General features: G+C 48.1%; 24 protein-coding genes and 1 tRNA gene. 20 read left to right on the top strand and 5 right to left on the bottom strand.

Annotated elements, in window-relative coordinates:
• Positions 1-118: 118 nt before the first annotated feature.
• Both WC592_07005 and WC592_07000 read right to left on the bottom strand, forming a co-directional pair.
• Positions 119-310, bottom strand: a complete 192-nt coding sequence (locus WC592_07005) for a DUF4405 domain-containing protein (GenBank protein ID MFA4982195.1) — start codon at positions 308-310, stop codon at positions 119-121.
• Between the two features lie 240 nt (positions 311-550).
• Positions 551-626: transfer RNA gene (locus WC592_07000), tRNA-Asn, on the bottom strand.
• A 163-nt stretch (positions 627-789) separates the two neighbouring features.
• On the opposite strand from WC592_07000, the gene WC592_06995 reads away from it, so the two are divergent.
• The 6 genes from WC592_06995 (at position 790) to WC592_06970 (ending at position 3,210) form a co-directional block, all read left to right on the top strand.
• Positions 790-1,074: a BrnT family toxin gene (locus tag WC592_06995; GenBank protein ID MFA4982194.1), complete on the top strand. Its 285-nt coding sequence runs from the start codon at positions 790-792 to the stop codon at positions 1,072-1,074.
• A 3-nt stretch (positions 1,075-1,077) separates the two neighbouring features.
• Positions 1,078-1,290, top strand: a complete 213-nt coding sequence (locus WC592_06990; protein MFA4982193.1) for a BrnA antitoxin family protein — start codon at positions 1,078-1,080, stop codon at positions 1,288-1,290.
• Positions 1,291-1,605: 315 nt separating this feature from the next.
• Positions 1,606-1,818 carry a VF530 family protein gene (locus WC592_06985; GenBank protein ID MFA4982192.1) on the top strand — a complete coding sequence of 71 codons (213 nt, stop codon included), beginning with the start codon at positions 1,606-1,608 and terminating at the stop codon, positions 1,816-1,818.
• A 65-nt stretch (positions 1,819-1,883) separates the two neighbouring features.
• On the top strand, positions 1,884-2,459 hold the full coding sequence (locus WC592_06980) for a zeta toxin family protein (GenBank protein ID MFA4982191.1): 576 nt from the start codon (positions 1,884-1,886) through the stop codon (positions 2,457-2,459).
• Position 2,460: 1 nt separating this feature from the next.
• Positions 2,461-2,622 (top strand): hypothetical protein, encoded by a 162-nt coding sequence (locus tag WC592_06975; GenBank protein MFA4982190.1) that lies wholly within the window; start codon positions 2,461-2,463, stop codon positions 2,620-2,622.
• Between the two features lie 60 nt (positions 2,623-2,682).
• Complete coding sequence (locus WC592_06970; GenBank protein MFA4982189.1) at positions 2,683-3,210, top strand: hypothetical protein; 528 nt, start codon at positions 2,683-2,685, stop codon at positions 3,208-3,210.
• Here the strand turns inward: WC592_06970 and WC592_06965 are convergent.
• Positions 3,194-4,168, bottom strand: a complete 975-nt coding sequence (locus WC592_06965; GenBank protein MFA4982188.1) for an integrase core domain-containing protein — start codon at positions 4,166-4,168, stop codon at positions 3,194-3,196. The two genes, WC592_06970 and WC592_06965, sit on opposite strands and share 17 nt — an antisense overlap.
• Positions 4,169-4,218: 50 nt before the next feature.
• Entirely contained in the window at positions 4,219-4,536 is a 318-nt protein-coding gene (locus tag WC592_06960) for a hypothetical protein (GenBank protein ID MFA4982187.1), read from the bottom strand.
• A gap of 370 nt (positions 4,537-4,906) precedes the next feature.
• On the opposite strand from WC592_06960, the gene WC592_06955 reads away from it, so the two are divergent.
• From WC592_06955 to WC592_06890, 14 genes are all read left to right on the top strand, one after another.
• Entirely contained in the window at positions 4,907-5,494 is a 588-nt protein-coding gene (locus WC592_06955; protein ID MFA4982186.1) for a flavodoxin, read from the top strand.
• 23 nt (positions 5,495-5,517) lie between these two features.
• On the top strand, positions 5,518-6,219 hold the full coding sequence (locus WC592_06950) for a hypothetical protein (GenBank protein ID MFA4982185.1): 702 nt from the start codon (positions 5,518-5,520) through the stop codon (positions 6,217-6,219).
• A 5-nt stretch (positions 6,220-6,224) separates the two neighbouring features.
• Positions 6,225-6,791 carry an NAD(P)H-dependent oxidoreductase gene (locus tag WC592_06945; GenBank protein MFA4982184.1) on the top strand — a complete coding sequence of 189 codons (567 nt, stop codon included), beginning with the start codon at positions 6,225-6,227 and terminating at the stop codon, positions 6,789-6,791.
• Positions 6,769-7,305 carry a hypothetical protein gene (locus WC592_06940; protein ID MFA4982183.1) on the top strand — a complete coding sequence of 179 codons (537 nt, stop codon included), beginning with the start codon at positions 6,769-6,771 and terminating at the stop codon, positions 7,303-7,305. The genes WC592_06945 and WC592_06940 overlap by 23 nt, the downstream gene beginning before the upstream one ends.
• A complete protein-coding gene (locus WC592_06935; GenBank protein MFA4982182.1) occupies positions 7,295-7,705 on the top strand; it encodes a hypothetical protein in 411 nt (136 codons plus the stop codon). Before WC592_06940 ends, WC592_06935 begins: the two co-directional genes overlap by 11 nt.
• A gap of 3 nt (positions 7,706-7,708) precedes the next feature.
• Positions 7,709-8,125 carry a secondary thiamine-phosphate synthase enzyme YjbQ gene (locus WC592_06930; protein MFA4982181.1) on the top strand — a complete coding sequence of 139 codons (417 nt, stop codon included), beginning with the start codon at positions 7,709-7,711 and terminating at the stop codon, positions 8,123-8,125.
• A gap of 18 nt (positions 8,126-8,143) precedes the next feature.
• Positions 8,144-9,088, top strand: a complete 945-nt coding sequence (locus WC592_06925) for an alpha/beta hydrolase (GenBank protein MFA4982180.1) — start codon at positions 8,144-8,146, stop codon at positions 9,086-9,088.
• A gap of 64 nt (positions 9,089-9,152) precedes the next feature.
• Positions 9,153-9,320, top strand: coding sequence for a CxxC-x17-CxxC domain-containing protein (locus WC592_06920; GenBank protein ID MFA4982179.1), 168 nt, complete (start codon positions 9,153-9,155; stop codon positions 9,318-9,320).
• A gap of 96 nt (positions 9,321-9,416) precedes the next feature.
• Positions 9,417-9,698, top strand: a complete 282-nt coding sequence (locus tag WC592_06915; protein ID MFA4982178.1) for a hypothetical protein — start codon at positions 9,417-9,419, stop codon at positions 9,696-9,698.
• 16 nt (positions 9,699-9,714) lie between these two features.
• Complete coding sequence (locus tag WC592_06910; protein ID MFA4982177.1) at positions 9,715-10,155, top strand: hypothetical protein; 441 nt, start codon at positions 9,715-9,717, stop codon at positions 10,153-10,155.
• 18 nt (positions 10,156-10,173) lie between these two features.
• Positions 10,174-10,842, top strand: a complete 669-nt coding sequence (locus WC592_06905; GenBank protein ID MFA4982176.1) for a hypothetical protein — start codon at positions 10,174-10,176, stop codon at positions 10,840-10,842.
• 30 nt (positions 10,843-10,872) lie between these two features.
• The gene (locus tag WC592_06900) at positions 10,873-11,616 is read left to right on the top strand and encodes an ABC transporter ATP-binding protein (GenBank protein ID MFA4982175.1); all 744 of its coding nucleotides are present in this window, start codon (positions 10,873-10,875) and stop codon (positions 11,614-11,616) included.
• A gap of 1 nt (position 11,617) precedes the next feature.
• Positions 11,618-12,421 carry an ABC transporter permease gene (locus WC592_06895; GenBank protein MFA4982174.1) on the top strand — a complete coding sequence of 268 codons (804 nt, stop codon included), beginning with the start codon at positions 11,618-11,620 and terminating at the stop codon, positions 12,419-12,421.
• Between the two features lie 41 nt (positions 12,422-12,462).
• Positions 12,463-13,431, top strand: coding sequence for a DHH family phosphoesterase (locus WC592_06890; protein ID MFA4982173.1), 969 nt, complete (start codon positions 12,463-12,465; stop codon positions 13,429-13,431).
• Here the strand turns inward: WC592_06890 and WC592_06885 are convergent.
• The gene (locus WC592_06885; GenBank protein MFA4982172.1) at positions 13,428-14,210 is read right to left on the bottom strand and encodes a hypothetical protein; all 783 of its coding nucleotides are present in this window, start codon (positions 14,208-14,210) and stop codon (positions 13,428-13,430) included. The two genes, WC592_06890 and WC592_06885, sit on opposite strands and share 4 nt — an antisense overlap.
• Positions 14,211-14,685: the final 475 nt, after the last annotated feature.

Raw genomic sequence — 14,685 nt, 5'->3', positions numbered from 1 at the left:
TCTCCTGTTATTATATGGTGTCTTTAGAATAGAAACAAGATAGGATGAAAATGATACTACATTACAGCGGTTAAATCAAGAAAAATTTGGGGGGAGGTGTAGGGGGAGAGGCGGCTTTTCAACCTCGTTTCTTAAGGATGTTTGCCTTTATCCAACCCCAGTTAAGGGTCACGTGGATGACGACCAGGGCGGCCATTAGGAGGCCGTTATATTCGTGCAGTTCCAACAGGGCATGCTTATTAGGTACATCTATGCCGAAAAAGAAGATCAGGCCAGTGACAGCCTGTGTAATGAACGAAAGAAGTAACAATACGTTCGTTATCTTAAGCGCTGTCAGTTTATTTATGGTCTGCCTCCGTAGTTTTAAGTATTATAACCTGGTTGGAAAATCTCCGCAAGCTTAAAAACAAAGGCCGCCGGGAGGCCTCGACCATCCGGCCGCCGGAGGCGGTTTTTATAGAAAGGTCCTTCGTCGGCATATAGGTATATCACAGCCTCCTCAGGATCAAAATAAAAAATGCCCTCAGTTAGACTGAAGGCATTTTTATTTTGGCTCCCGCGCCTGGACTCGAACCAGGGACACCGTGGTTAACAGCCACGTGCTCTACCGACTGAGCTACACGGGAGTGTAAAATAAGCGATACTGTGGATGAATTTTACCACAGCAGAACGCTATTTTCAAATAGTATTTTTTATCTCAGCGGCCGGATGGCCGAGTCCTCGTTGTAGTAAAAATATTTAAAAAACACTTGCATTCATCCATATTTATGGTATATTTATATTGTACATATGAATGATATTCATTTTAGTTGGGATAATTCAAAAGCATTACTTAACAAAAGAAAGCATGGCGTTTCTTTTGAAGAGGCGCAAACCGTTTTCTATGATGAAAATGCCATAGAATATTTTGACCCGGATCACTCAGAAGACGAAGACAGGTTCATAATTTTGGGTTTTAGCTTTAAGTTACGTAAGGTGGTTGTGTGTTATTGTACAAGAAAAGTAAATACTATAAGGATAATTTCAGCTAGAAAAGCGACTCGCCATGAGGCTGATAATTATCGAAAGGGGTAAAATATGAGAGCAGAATATGATTTTTCCGAATTGCATGGTAAACGCAATCCGTATGCGTCAAAGCTAAAGAAGCCCGTAACGATGCGGATTAGCTCCGATGTTATAGCATATTTTAAGCATCTGGCAGATGAGATGGACGTGCCTTATCAGATTTTAATCAACATGTATCTGAGAGATTGTGTACAATCTCATCGAAAAGTTGGATGGGTTAGATAAGGTTGGGCGAAAGACATGTTCACTTAAACATAACCCTATGTGAGTAAAATACTTGCGTAGGGTTTTGTTTTTTAGTTTGTGTGATATGCTTATTATGTCCAAAATATTTTTGATTTGTGGCGGGAAAAGTATCATTCATTCCTTACGGGCATTATTCCCATATAATATTTTGATTTTAAGAGGTTTGGACTTAATCTTTTGGATATGTGTAGCTACTTTGTCCTTGCATATGATTAATAAGAACTCCTCGCCCATTCCAAAATAAAGGAAGAGTTTAGGCACCTCGGTGCCTGGCACCGATTACCATAATAGGTTATGATCGATAATAAACACAAAGACCCTCTTCACGGCGTTACCCTCGAGATGATCCTTACGCACCTGGTTGAAAAGTACGGGTGGGAAGACCTGTCCCGGAGGATCAGGTTAAATTGCTTCGCGAAAGACCCCAGCATCAAGTCCAGCCTGAAGTTCCTGAGACGGACCCCGTGGGCCAGGAAGAAAGTGGAATGCCTGTATCTGGGCAAGTAAAATAAAGTCATTAACAATGGGCATTTTGCTTGTAGGGGACTTTTATTTGGGCTATAATTTAGTTTATGGCAAAGCAAAATGTGTATGTAATTGCCGGTCCGAATGGCTCAGGGAAGACGACTTTTGCGCGAGAGTTTCTTCCCAAATACGCTCATTGCTCAAATTTTGTCAACGCCGACCTTATAGCGCAAGGCCTGTCTCCGTTTTCTCCGTATGTTGTCGCTATCAAAGCCGGAAAACTCTTGCTTGAGCAGATTCACAAGCTTGCTGACAAAAATGTTGAGTTTGCGTTCGAAACTACGCTTGCCGGGAAAAGGCATGCTATATTTTTAAAAGAGTTGAAAGAGAAAGGTTATGCAATACATCTTTTTTTTCTATGGATTCCAAGCAAAGAACTTGCGTTGGCGCGTATAAAAGAGCGTGTGGCGCGGGGCGGCCATAACGTTGCGGATGAAGACGTGCGCCGCCGTTTCGATAGAAGTATTAATAACTTTTTAATCCTATATAAACCTCTGCTCGATACTTGGAATTTATTCGATAATTCGACCGCAAATCCCCGCTTGATTGCTAAAGAAGAATATGGTAAGCTTAGCGTTGAAGATAAAGATTTATTTGATTTAATTGCCAAGAAGGCGGAGTAAAATGAAGAGCAGAAAGACGCATATTTTATCACTATCTCAAAAAGCCGAAAAGGCGTTAAAAGAAGCGGTGCGTAACGTCATTAAAGACCACAAGCGCACAGGGGATCCTCTTCTTGTGTGGCGGCATGGTAAGGTAGTCAAAATATCCCCGAATCATTTATAAAATCCTAGCACAATCTTCTTGATCTGAGCCCTATATAATGGTATCATCACTATTACGAAAGTGCAGCTTTTGGTTGCTGCGCTTATATATCCCAAGCTCACTTCCGCTTGGGATTTTTTATTTAATGGGGATGGGTGGCACCTCGGTGTCTGGCACCGATTATTGCAAATCAAACAAGATATGTTCTTGGAAAAGTTAAGCTATAAAGAAAGGGTTTGGATGGACACGATAGCTATATGGGGTGCTATTACGGGCTCGCTAAGCCTGTTATTGTACTACTTGAATTATCGCAAAGACAGGGCAAATATAGAACTTAAAATTTCAGCCGAGAAATGGCAACAGTATAGTGCTACCATTCATATCTTGATTGTAAATCAAGGACGTAGACCTATTTCTATTAAAGAAGGGTTGTTAGAAAACGTCGATGAAGGAGCAAGAGACATAAAATTTAATCCACCATTAGAATTAACCGAATATAAGTCATATACCTGGAGTGGTATGATTCCAAATTTCTATAAGAAGAATTTAGATGTTAAAGATTTATATGCGGAGTTTTTTTGCGAGTTTGACCTCAAGCCAGTTGCATAACTACTTCTGAAGCTGCCGGAAGTAATGTAGAACGGCTCGACTTCCAGGCATTATAACGCAGCACGCGAGCCCTCGCAAGATTTTGTTTACGTTGGTTTAAGATCACCTCCTTTTGGCCTGACAGTGCCTGAAGCGGGGTAACGTAGCTTAAGGAACTGTGAGGGTCGTTGTTGTATATATCAGGGACTCTGGTAAGCCATCGCACAATATCATCGACCAGCTTGAATGACCGCGGAGCGTCCCTGTGATATTTAAGCGTCTTGATAAACGCTTCTATCCACCCCTCGTCATCCGGCGTGTGCGGCCGCCCGAAGTGGACGGGCGCACCAAGAAGCTCTTTGATAGTTTGTTTCGTAGACGATGCTTTCATAGCCGAACCTCTGTCTGAATGAGCAAGGAGTTTTGTAGTCAGATGTTCCGGCAACAAAGCGTAAGCTTCTTTTACAGCTTGCGTAAGATCGCTTGCGGATATCCCGTTTATGGAATGCCCGATATGAAGTAAGTATCTCTGGGGTAGTATAATAACCGGGATAGCCCAGACGATGATACCGGAATCTGTCCTAAACTGCGTGCCATCGTAGCAGAGGAGCGAGAAGCCTTCGTCTAATAGCGCATGGGCGCTGACATAGGGCGCGTTTCGTTGCCAATGTTTTCTTGGTTCAACCATGTTTTTAGATTTTAATACATGATAGACCGTCGACAGCGAAGCGAAGAATTTGCCTGTGGTGTGGCCGTGGACAAAAACATGGCTTACGGGTTTGCCGATAAGATCCGGCAGCCAGGCGGCGGCTTCAATAGCGTCGTGTTCATGCGGGAGCGCCTTGTTCCATGCGGTCCGAGGTCGTATCGGCTTAGGATTTACCCATCTACGCAGTTTCCTGGGAGCGATCCCGAATATCTCGCAGGATAGCTTCTGGGTAAGGCCTTGAACGACAGCTTCATCTATGATATTGACCACAGCTCTTTTGACCTCAAATTTAAAATGGCCGCTTAAGGGCCCTTTGAGCCCTAACTCGTCCTTTTTTTTAATAAGGACAGCTCGTGCCCCACGGCAGCGAGCGCGTCTTTGGTTTCGATTAGCTCTTTGGATACTCTTTGATACTGTTCTGCGGGGATGACCTGCTGCTTCCGTCCCTGTTTTCCGGGATGGGCAAGGGCTTCCATAGCCGCGGTTTTGACCTTCTTGCGTATAGCAACCAGGTCCCAAGGCCTTAAGCCGTAGCGGCCCAGGATCGTTTTTATTGGTGCCCCTGGAGCGTTGCATTCCAGGTATATGTCGAAGAGCTGTTCCGGTGTGAGATTTAAACGTTCTTTCTTTGAGTTCATAATAGGTTCCAATGGTGACCTCCTTTTGTGTATTATACAATTTTTTAGGCGGTACCGCCTAAAGTTAATTAACACCACTACTTGAGGTCATTATCGCTAAAAAAACGGGTATGCGTATGTAGTAGATACTGTTAATAAAAAACATTTCTCGGATAATATCATTATGCGAAAAATTAAAGTATATAAATATAATCAAAGATTAGCGAAAAGGAAAGCATCAAATCAGTAGTTTGTAGGTAGTCCGGTGCCATGCACCGAGGTGCCACCCAGCAAGATCAAATAAACCTCATCACCCGCAATAAAATCCGCTCCATAACACATTTCCTGTGATATAATTACCTTTGAGCAGCTTTAAATATAAGGAGCTGGTATGAATAAGGTAATACTCTCTGTATCAGCAATCGTTGCGTTTATTCTATTTATGGCCGCGCCGGCCGGGATGAGTTTCGCTGCCGATGAGGCCGCGCCGTCTTCAGGCGACAAAAAGATCCTTGTGGCATATTTTTCGCTCACCGGCAACACCCGCGAGGTTGCCGGACAGATCCATAAGCTTGTTGGAGGCGATATTTTTGAGATACGGTCTATTAAGCCCTATCCTACAGAATACAATGTAGTCGTAAAAGTTGCAAAGAAGGAGATCAGCGACGGTTACAAGCCGGAATTATTAACAAAAGTCGATAATATCGGGTCGTATGACGTTATCTATATAGGCTATCCTGTCTGGTGGGGGACATTCCCGCCTCCGGTCAAGACATTCCTGTCGAAATACGACCTCTCGGGGAAGACCGTTGTGCCGTTCTGCACGCACGGCGGGGGAGGGCCGGGGCACAGCTTTGCGGACGTCTCCGAGCTCTGCCCCAGGTCGACCGTGCTGGACAGCTTCGAGACTCTGGGGAATCGCGCGAAGGACGCGCAAGGCGAAGTGTCCGAGTGGCTGCGTGAGATCGGACGGATCTGACCCGGTTAAATTACAGGAGGGTTGTGAAACCCGCGAAAATTTCCTTATTGGTCATAGCGTTCTCTCTCGGCTTTCTGCAGACGTTGCAGGCAGTGCCTTCCAACGGGACGCGGTTCCCGCCCGCGAGAAATGTGGAGTTCGGTTACGAATACGATGTAATGTTCAAACGGACCCTTAACAATTCCCACGGCGATCTGCGAAATCAGGACCATTTTTTTACAGTTTCGTTCGGCGCGTTCGACTGGCTGTCGCTGGATGGGAAGATCGGCATGGGCGATGTTTCACTGCATGATAGCGCTAACCTCCCAAAGCTGGACTTTAACGCAGGCTTTACCGGCGGCTATGGCTTCCGCATCAGGGCTTTCGAGCACAAAAAATTGGGTGTGCGCCTCATAGTGGGAGGCCAGCACATAAGCGTGCACCCGCCGGAACGCAGTATAGATAACGATAAATATAAATCATGCCTTGATGATTGGCAGATAACCGGTATCGTCGCGAAAGACTTTAAACACTTCACCGTCTATGCCGGCATGAAAGGTTCCGACTGCCAGTTGGTCTATAAAATAAATAATGACAACCAAAAGAGGCTGTATTCCAAGAATCATGTAGGAATGATAAGCGGGCTGGAAATATATCTTTTTGACAATAAGCTGAGGCTCGGCGCGGAAGGAAGATTTTTTGACGAAACCGCTTTTTCAACATCGGTCTCTTATCTATTTTGGTGAGGCATATGAACGCTCTCGGAATTGTGGCAGGCCCGCGTAAGGGACAGGTCACGGATAACCTGGTGGGGTCGGCGCTCAAGGCTTTGAGCGACAGGGGCGCCGCCGCCGAAAAGATCTATCTCGTGGACCTGTCCATTAAGCCGTGCATGGCGTGTTTTGCCTGTCAACGGACAGGGCAGTGCGTCGTAAAAGATGATTTTCAAAGTGTAGTCGATAAAGTGCGGCGCGCCGATGTCCTCGTCTTCGGATCGCCGACGTATTTCAGCAATGTCACTTCCTCCGCCAAGGTGTTTATCGACAGAGGTTATTCGATGTTCAAGGAGAACCCTTTCGGGCTTACCTACCTTTACACAAATCCAAAAAAGGTCATACTGATAACAAGCTGCGGCGCCCCGTTCCCTTTTTCTCATCTATTAGGCATCTCTACCGGTTGTATGCGCGCCATGAAGGTATTTTTCAAATATACGCGCGCCGGGATAAAGACGCTCACGGCGGCGAGCGTAAAGGATTTTGACCCTAAGACCCACGCCAAATTATTAAGGAGGGCCTATGATCTCGGCAGGACCATTTAAAATAGCCATAATAACCGTTTGTTCTCTGCTTTTATCCGCCTCACCCGCTATGTGTATATCCGAAGGGGAAAAGGCGCCCTATTTTAAGGCGACTTCCGGCGATAACGAGGTCCTTACCTCTGACATGCTGAACGGTAAAATAGCCGTGGTCTTTTATGAGACAAAGGATACAAAAGAGAAGAACCGGGCGCTCAAAGACGACCTGAACGTCTTTTATGGAACGCAATCCGAGACGGCGCAAAAAGAGATAATGAAAGTGGCGATCATCCGCTGTTCAGCTTTTATGCCGAATATATGGAGAAGAAGCCTGCGCGAGAATTCCAAAAAAGAAGGCATAACCATATACGGGGATTGGGACGGCTCCATGGAAAAGGGTTACGGCATGGCCCACGATGAAAGCAATTTTCTCATAATAGATAAGGCCGGCGTCGTCAGATATGTAAAAGCGGGGTTTATACCGGCAGAGGATTTCCCGGTCATTAAGAAGATATTGAACAGGGGAGGTGACATATGAGATCGCCAAGGATATGTTTAGCGATAATCTTAATAGCATGGACGATGCCGGCAGTAGTTCTATCGCAAAATGCGTATGCCGTCGAGCTGGTCAAGAATATATTACCCGAAAAAAACAGGACAACAGCGAATTGCGTAATTTGGAGAAAGAGATTATCGCCCAGAGGGACCAGATAATCCAGGAAAGCAGGGCGATAGACTCGGACCGCCGGAAGCTGAAAGAGGCGGGAAGGATCTCCGATAAAACGGAATCTGAAAGAGTAAAGCAGGAAATAAACCAGGATATCGAAAAGAGAAAAGCCGCGATAGCAGACCTTAAAAAAGATATAAATAAAAAAAGAGATCGGCAGCATGATATCAAATACGGCTCGGAACCGCATACGCCAAGAAGAGTGAAATAGAAAATGAAATCATATACCAACTATATCTGGTTCAATACGAAGAAGAGGCAGGAACTCATAAATATAACGCCTCAGGTCGAGGATGCGGTTAAGAAAAGCGGCGTGGAAGAAGGGTTGTGCCTGGTCAACGCGATGCACATAACTGCCAGTGTCTTTATCAACGACAATGAAGGCGGGTTGCATCAGGACTTCGCAAACTGGTTAGAGAAACTGGCCCCTTATGGTAAAGATGATTATAGGCACAATCTTACGGGCGAGGATAACGGGGACGCGCATCTGAAACGGACGATAATGGGCCGTGAGGTAGTCGTCGCGGTTACGGATGGGAAGCTCGACTTCGGCCCGTGGGAGCAGATATTCTACGGCGAGTTCGACGGGCAGCGGAAGAAACGGGTTATTATTAAGATAATCGGCGAATAAAGGTTGGGAAAATAACGTATGCCGTCAAATATTCCTGATATAATAAAACCCGACGAACTGGAAGCGCTTAATTCGCAAGCGGCTTTTATTGCCGCGAAAGACGGGCGCAAGATAGCGTATTATCAATATGGCGCGAAAGACGGCGAGCCGATATTTTTCTGCCATGGGACGGGTTCGCATATCCATGTAATGCTGCTCCACAGCGCCGCCAGACGGCTCGGCTACAGGATCATAGTTCCTGATCGTCCGGGGATAGGGTTGTCGGATTTCCAGCCGCACAGGAAAATTCTTGATGGCGCAAGCGATATAGCCGCCCTGGCGGATCGTCTTGGGATAGAGAAATTCGGCGTTATGGGTATTTCCGGCGGAGGCCCCACTCTCCTTGCCTGCGCTTACTCATTGGCCCCGCGCCTGAAATTTGTGGTCGATCTGGCCTGCGCCGTACCGCTTTATACGGATCGGGCCGCTCTCAAAGAACTCGGATGGGTCGATCGCCTGTTCGCGAAATTAGGCGCATGGCTTCCGCTTTGTTTGTTTCAGGTCCCGTTTGCCCTGCTTGGTTTTCAGCAGAAGGTCATAAAGAGCCCGGCCGCGTTCGCAAAGATGATGCGATCAAGCATGTGTAAGGCGGATATGGAATTATTTCAGAACAAGGATCTGCAGTATCTGTTTATGCGGGATTTTCAGGAGTTATTCAGGCAGGGCTCCAAGGGCCCATCTCTTGACGCGCAGTTGATCTATCATCCGTGGGGTTTTGATTTGCGTAAGATCAAATGCCATGTAGAGATACGCCAGGGTTCGGATGATCGCTGGATTCCGCCGTCTTTCAGCCGGTATTTGGCCGGAGTCCTTTCGGACGCGAAGTTGCGCATTATCCAGGGGCAGGGACATTTTTATCATATGGTCTACGCGGAAGAGACGTTGAGAGAAATAGCGGGAAAAACAGGAGATAGTATAATTTGATAATACCTCTTGCAATACAGGGGCAGAAGTCGTATAGTTGTATTTAACCAAATAAGGAGGCAGTATGGCATATCAGGATCGCAGTGGTGGTTTCGGCGGGGCGCCGAGAGAGATGCACAAAGCGACTTGCGCGGATTGCAAGAAAGAATGCGAGGTCCCTTTTAAGCCTAGAGAAGACCGTCCGGTATATTGCAAAGACTGTTTTTCGAAGCGGAAAGACAGCGGCCGGTAAATATAGCTGCGGGACGCTAACATATAATCCTCTGCAACAAAACATGTTGCAGAGGATTATTATTTGGGGTAGAATTGAGCGAAAGATGAGGGGAGTATGTTATTGCGAAAGGCAGCCGTGTTATTAGCGCTATTATTTTTTGCTTCGGGCTCTGACGCCTCGGATGGAAAAGACTGGTACCCGTTCCTGGAAAATAAGGGATGGTACTCGTCCCAGGGAGGATCCGGCGCTTCAAGCTCCGCGACTACCCCTTCGAAGAGCTCGGACGGCTCGGCGGCGCAGCCGACGACGCAATCCACCTTCACATCGCCAATGACGGCAACGAACACGACCAATCAACCGGACGGCCAGCAAAAAAAGTCCGACTGGTTTAAGTGATCATGCAGGGGCTTCGATGACATATATATCCGGATATGCCTGCCGCGCGATCTTTACCTGCGCGGTATTTTTTATGCTCTTCTTATCGGCGGACCCGGCCAAAGGCGAAGACTACGCGAAGAATATAGAGGTCGCCGAGGCGGATATTAAGATAAATTATCAGGAAGTCCCGGCTGTCGCTTACCTGTATCTGACGTTAAAGAATAACGGCAGCCGTAACGTGTCCAATTTGAATTTCAAGATCGGTTATTTCGGCGAGGGAGACTATTTGATGCATAAAGCTGTTGTTAAGAACGCGCTGAATATCATGCTGCCCAAAGGCGAGACGCGTAAATACAAAGTACGCCTTAGGGGCGACTTCAATAACGAGAGGTATGAGCAATATCCTTATTCGCGCTCCGCGGAGATAAGCGATTTTGACATAAAAATAATTAACGTCAAAATTGCAAAGGGTTGAAAAAAGAAAGAAGGCAATATGGTCAAAAAGATATTGGTTTTGGTTCTGTTGGGACTGATCGTGCTACCGCAATTTGTCAAGGCCGAGGAGACAAAGCCCATTCAGCTTGCGGCGTTCAATCCGGTGCAGATGGTGCCGGAAAGTGAATCTATCCAGGGGCTGCGCCTAAGCCTGTTCTACACGGTCAATAAGAATGTTTCCGGGTTGAGCCTTGTATGGCTGGGCGTGAACAGGGCTACGGGCGACGTTAACGGAGTGGAGATAGGGTTCGGGAACTGGGTCGAAGGCGCCGCCTATGGCGGGCAGATCGGTCTCGTCAATCACGCCGGAAAACGTTTCGTCGGTCTTCAATACGGTTTCGCGAATGTGACCGAAGGCGACCTCAGCGGGATACAATGGGGCCTGGTGAATTGGACGGAAGGTTTCATGCGCGGCGTACAGGCCGGACTGCTGAATGTTTCGAAAGCTCAGAGTGTCGGCGGAGAAGTGGGCATTGTGAATTATAACGACGGTTCGTTCCGGGGATTCCAGGGCGGATTCGTCAATTATGCCAAAGAGATGCACGGGTTCCAGCTTGGGATAGTCAACTACACCAAATCTCTCGACGGATTGCAGATAGGCCTGGCCAACTACAACGGCAATAAGGAACCTATGGAGTTTATGGTCCTTGCCAACTGGTCGTTCTAACAGCAGGCAAGACAGACGGTTAATTTTGCTATGACGAAGATATTGTCGATTAGATCGCTTAAGAAAATATACGGCGGCACTGTCGCCGTTGACGGCGTCTCTTTCGAGGTCGGGGGCAAAGAGATAGTCGGCCTTCTCGGCCCCAACGGGGCGGGTAAGACGACTACCATAAATATAATATTAGGCGTCCTCGAACCGGATGCAGGATCCGTCCATATAAACGGGCTCGATCTCGCTCGGCGCCGTTCAGAGGCCGTCAACCATACCAATTTTGCCGCCGTATATACACCCTTGCCCGGGAACCTGACCGTCTCCCAGAACCTTTCTATCTTCGGCCTGCTGTATGGGGTGAAAGACCTTCCCCGCCGCGTCGAAGAACTGTTGAAGCAATTCGACCTGGAGAATTTCCGCGACAAGAAATGCGGCGTGCTCTCTTCGGGAGAACAGACGCGCGTCAGCCTGGCCAAGGCCATGCTTAACAGCCCGGACCTGCTTTTACTCGATGAACCGACGGCGTCGCTCGATCCGGCCACCGCGCGCGATGTCCGCGCAAAGATACGCGATTTTGTATCGCGGGGATCCGGCGGGGTGCTCTGGACGTCGCATAACATGTATGAAGTCGAAGATGTTTGCGACCGCGTCCTTTTCCTGTCGCACGGCAGGATACTTCTCGAGGGCGACCCGAAGACGCTTCCCGCCGAGCACGGCAAGAAGACGCTTGAGGAACTTTTCATCACAGTGGCCCGCGAACCGCTGACACTGGAGGCCGGCTAAAATGTCTTTCCGCCGCGTTTACGCTATCATGCTGCGCCAGCTCTACCTCATACGGGGGAGCTTCTCGCGCGTATTCCCGCTCTTTGCCTGGATAGCGGTCGACATGGTCCTGTGGGGATTCCTTACGCAGTACCTCAATAAAGTCTCTTCGAGCGGTTTCAACTTCGTCCCGGTGCTCCTCGGCGCGGTCATCCTGTGGGATTTCTTTATCCGTATCATGCAGGGTGTAACGATGGCGTTCTTCGAGGACGTCTGGAGCCGGAACTTCCTCAACATATTTGCCACGCCGATCCTCACATCCGAATACGCGGCCGGACTGGTGCTGACAAGCATAGCGACGAGTATAATAGGGATCTCCGTCATGCTCTTCATCGCGGTATTCTTCTTCAAGCTGTCGCTCATCATCTACGGCCTTATGGCAATACCTTTCCTTATAATACTGTTCCTCTTCGGCATCGCGCTGGGCATCTTCGGGAGCGCCCTGGTGCTCCATTTCGGGCCGGCATCGGAATGGTTCATCTGGCCGATCCCGGCGCTCGTATCGCCGTTCGTCGGCGTCCTGTATCCAGTCGCTACGCTTCCTCAATGGATGCAGTACGTTTCGTATTTTTTGCCGCCGTCTTATGTCTTCGAGGGCTTAAGGGCCATGATCGCGGGAGGCTCCGTTTCCTGGATCTCGCTCCTGTGCGGCGCCTTCCTCGTCGTGATATATCTCTTCCTGTCGTATCTTTTTTTCGTGAAGATCTACCGCCATGCTTTAAAGACCGGGCTCCTGGCCAGGTACAGCGCGGAGAGCCTGAGTTAGTTTTTTTTGACAGCAGACGTTTTATAAGGTAAATTATTGATATGAAAGATCTGAAGCCGGTGCTAGAACGGATAAAAGAAGCGAAAACGATCGTCATAGCCAGCCATGTAAATCCCGACGGCGATTCGATAGGCTCGCTTCTGTCGCTCGGCATGGGATTGGAGCGCCTCGGCAAGAAAGTCTATATGATATGCCAGGACAATGTGCCCGGCAGATACAGGCTGCTGCCCGGGGCGAAGCGCATCCTTAAAAAAATAGACAAGAGATGCGACCTGGCCATCTCCGTAGATTGCAGCAATAAGGAGATCCTCGGCAGGGCTTACGGGGTTTTTGAAAAAGCGCTCAGCGTGCTTGAGATAGACCACCACGACGCGAGAAGGCCGTTCGGCGACCTGCAGTTAATAGATAGCTCGGCCGCGGCGGTCGGCGAGATCATCTATACGCTCCTTAAGAAGCTGGGCGTCGCGGTAGACGAAGAGATCGCCCAGAATATACTGACCTCGATAATAGTCGAGACGAATTCGTTCAGGCTCCCGAATGTAAAACCCTATACCTTTAGACTATGCGGCGCTCTGGCTGAGATCGTAACGGATTTCCAGAAATTAGTGGATATCGTTTACTGGTCGAAGACCAGGGAAGGGATAATCCTGTCCGGCATATGCATGTCCAGGTGCAAGTTCGTGAACGGCGGCAGTGTCGCCTGGTCCATAATAAGGAGAAAGGATTACGATAAGGTTAAGGGGAAGGATGACGATGTCGACGAGGTCGCGGATCTTATACGCTCGATCGAGAAAGTCAGGATCGCGGTCCTCTTCAGGGAACAGGATAAAAAACGGTTAAGGGTTAGCTTAAGGTCGAAAGGCGCTAACGTGGCCGCTATCGCGGAAATGTATAACGGCGGCGGGCATTTCGATATAGCGGGCTGCACAATACCTAACGATCGCAAAACGATAAGAAAACTCCTCACTCAACTTACGGATCTCGATACTTCCCATTCTTCCGGGCTCTAGCCGATCTTATAAAAAGATAGTATCCCTTTTCTTATTCCGAAAGGATGTTTTAATATCTTCTCGGTGAGTATCGTCCTGGCGTTCCTGGATAACGGCAGGCAGCTGGGGCAGTGATGGTGGACCTCCAGTATCCTCGGTACCTTCATGGCTTCCGCCAGCGCAAATCCCAGCGACTGGTTCCCTATATATAGCCTGGCGCCTTTGATCACCCTGGCGTATTCGAGGAGGTCTTTGGTGGGATGCCAGGGTATCTTCAATCCTATTACGTTCTTGAATTTTTCATACTCATGTTCAAGGCCGACAAAGACGCACCTCTCTTCAAGCCCTTCCAGGATATTCCAGTCAAGCGGTACGTCCCTGTCCCTGAAAGTATTGTTAATGACGATCTCGCTCGTCTTTATGGGCTTTATATTGTCCAGCCATGGGCGGGAGAGGTCGAAATCGACGGAAAAGGCCTTAAGGTGCCATCTCGCTATGTGGTCGTAACAGGCGAATATTTCCCGGAATTTGTCGAGGTTATAGTCTATGCGCTCGTTATTGTAACGGCTTACGCCGGCAAGATACGGCTGGGTCTTCAGAAGCTCTATCATCTGCTCCAGCGACTTGTCCGTGAAGACCCTTGTCTCTATTCCCGGGGTGTTGTTGGAAAGGTATAATTTGCCTCCGCCCAACGCTATTATAGTAGGCAGGCTGAAGATTATATCGCCGAGGTTCCCGCTATGCTTGAACGTCTTTACGCCGGAACCGGACCTTTTTTTAAATATGGCAGGTATATTCATATGATTATGGGATTTTACCTTAAATACAGCAGTTCTGCAACAGATATTCGGCAAATTTTTCTCTCTCGAGTCAGGCGGTTACTTTTGGGCATTGTCTTTGTGGGGTCAAATTTTTCGGGTCCCCGCCTGCCAGCGAGAGACTGCTTCAGGCGGGCAGGCTGCCGCGGCTGAGACTTTTTCTTCTAAAGGGCTCGTATGGGTTTACAATCCGACTATTTCTTTATACTATACGGGGTAGATAACGGTCTAACTTGACTCTCAGTTATTAGATATCGGTATATTCTATGCGCGTATCTACGTATCCCGAATTATAGTCCTTAACATTCGGGCACCCCATCCAATCCGCCTTTCATAAGCCCCATAGGATTGGGTTTACAATCTGTAGTTGTAGGGGAGGTTTAAACCTCCCCTACGACATAAGCGCGTATCTATATGCCCGAACCATTCTTGCTGTATTCGGGACACCCCATCCCTG

This window comes from Candidatus Omnitrophota bacterium, from assembly GCA_041648975.1.
Lineage (GTDB): Bacteria > Omnitrophota > Gorgyraeia > 2-01-FULL-45-10 > 2-01-FULL-45-10 > JAQUSE01.
This window is presented reverse-complemented; position numbering and strand designations above follow the sequence as displayed.

What these genes read in the sequence shown, in the direction of transcription:
- WC592_06995 (MFA4982194.1), top strand. Translation starts at nt 790, where the DNA reads ATGAATGATATTCATTTTAGTTGGGATAATTCAAAAGCATTACTTAAC.
- WC592_06990 (MFA4982193.1), top strand. Translation starts at nt 1,078, where the DNA reads ATGAGAGCAGAATATGATTTTTCCGAATTGCATGGTAAACGCAATCCG.
- WC592_06985 (MFA4982192.1), top strand. Translation starts at nt 1,606, where the DNA reads ATGATCGATAATAAACACAAAGACCCTCTTCACGGCGTTACCCTCGAG.
- WC592_06980 (MFA4982191.1), top strand. Translation starts at nt 1,884, where the DNA reads ATGGCAAAGCAAAATGTGTATGTAATTGCCGGTCCGAATGGCTCAGGG.
- WC592_06975 (MFA4982190.1), top strand. Translation starts at nt 2,461, where the DNA reads ATGAAGAGCAGAAAGACGCATATTTTATCACTATCTCAAAAAGCCGAA.
- WC592_06960 (MFA4982187.1), bottom strand. Translation starts at nt 4,536, where the DNA reads ATGAACTCAAAGAAAGAACGTTTAAATCTCACACCGGAACAGCTCTTC.
- WC592_06955 (MFA4982186.1), top strand. Translation starts at nt 4,907, where the DNA reads ATGAATAAGGTAATACTCTCTGTATCAGCAATCGTTGCGTTTATTCTA.
- WC592_06945 (MFA4982184.1), top strand. Translation starts at nt 6,225, where the DNA reads ATGAACGCTCTCGGAATTGTGGCAGGCCCGCGTAAGGGACAGGTCACG.
- WC592_06940 (MFA4982183.1), top strand. Translation starts at nt 6,769, where the DNA reads ATGATCTCGGCAGGACCATTTAAAATAGCCATAATAACCGTTTGTTCT.
- WC592_06930 (MFA4982181.1), top strand. Translation starts at nt 7,709, where the DNA reads ATGAAATCATATACCAACTATATCTGGTTCAATACGAAGAAGAGGCAG.
- WC592_06925 (MFA4982180.1), top strand. Translation starts at nt 8,144, where the DNA reads ATGCCGTCAAATATTCCTGATATAATAAAACCCGACGAACTGGAAGCG.
- WC592_06920 (MFA4982179.1), top strand. Translation starts at nt 9,153, where the DNA reads ATGGCATATCAGGATCGCAGTGGTGGTTTCGGCGGGGCGCCGAGAGAG.
- WC592_06915 (MFA4982178.1), top strand. Translation starts at nt 9,417, where the DNA reads ATGTTATTGCGAAAGGCAGCCGTGTTATTAGCGCTATTATTTTTTGCT.
- WC592_06910 (MFA4982177.1), top strand. Translation starts at nt 9,715, where the DNA reads ATGACATATATATCCGGATATGCCTGCCGCGCGATCTTTACCTGCGCG.
- WC592_06905 (MFA4982176.1), top strand. Translation starts at nt 10,174, where the DNA reads ATGGTCAAAAAGATATTGGTTTTGGTTCTGTTGGGACTGATCGTGCTA.
- WC592_06900 (MFA4982175.1), top strand. Translation starts at nt 10,873, where the DNA reads ATGACGAAGATATTGTCGATTAGATCGCTTAAGAAAATATACGGCGGC.
- WC592_06895 (MFA4982174.1), top strand. Translation starts at nt 11,618, where the DNA reads ATGTCTTTCCGCCGCGTTTACGCTATCATGCTGCGCCAGCTCTACCTC.
- WC592_06890 (MFA4982173.1), top strand. Translation starts at nt 12,463, where the DNA reads ATGAAAGATCTGAAGCCGGTGCTAGAACGGATAAAAGAAGCGAAAACG.
- WC592_06885 (MFA4982172.1), bottom strand. Translation starts at nt 14,210, where the DNA reads ATGAATATACCTGCCATATTTAAAAAAAGGTCCGGTTCCGGCGTAAAG.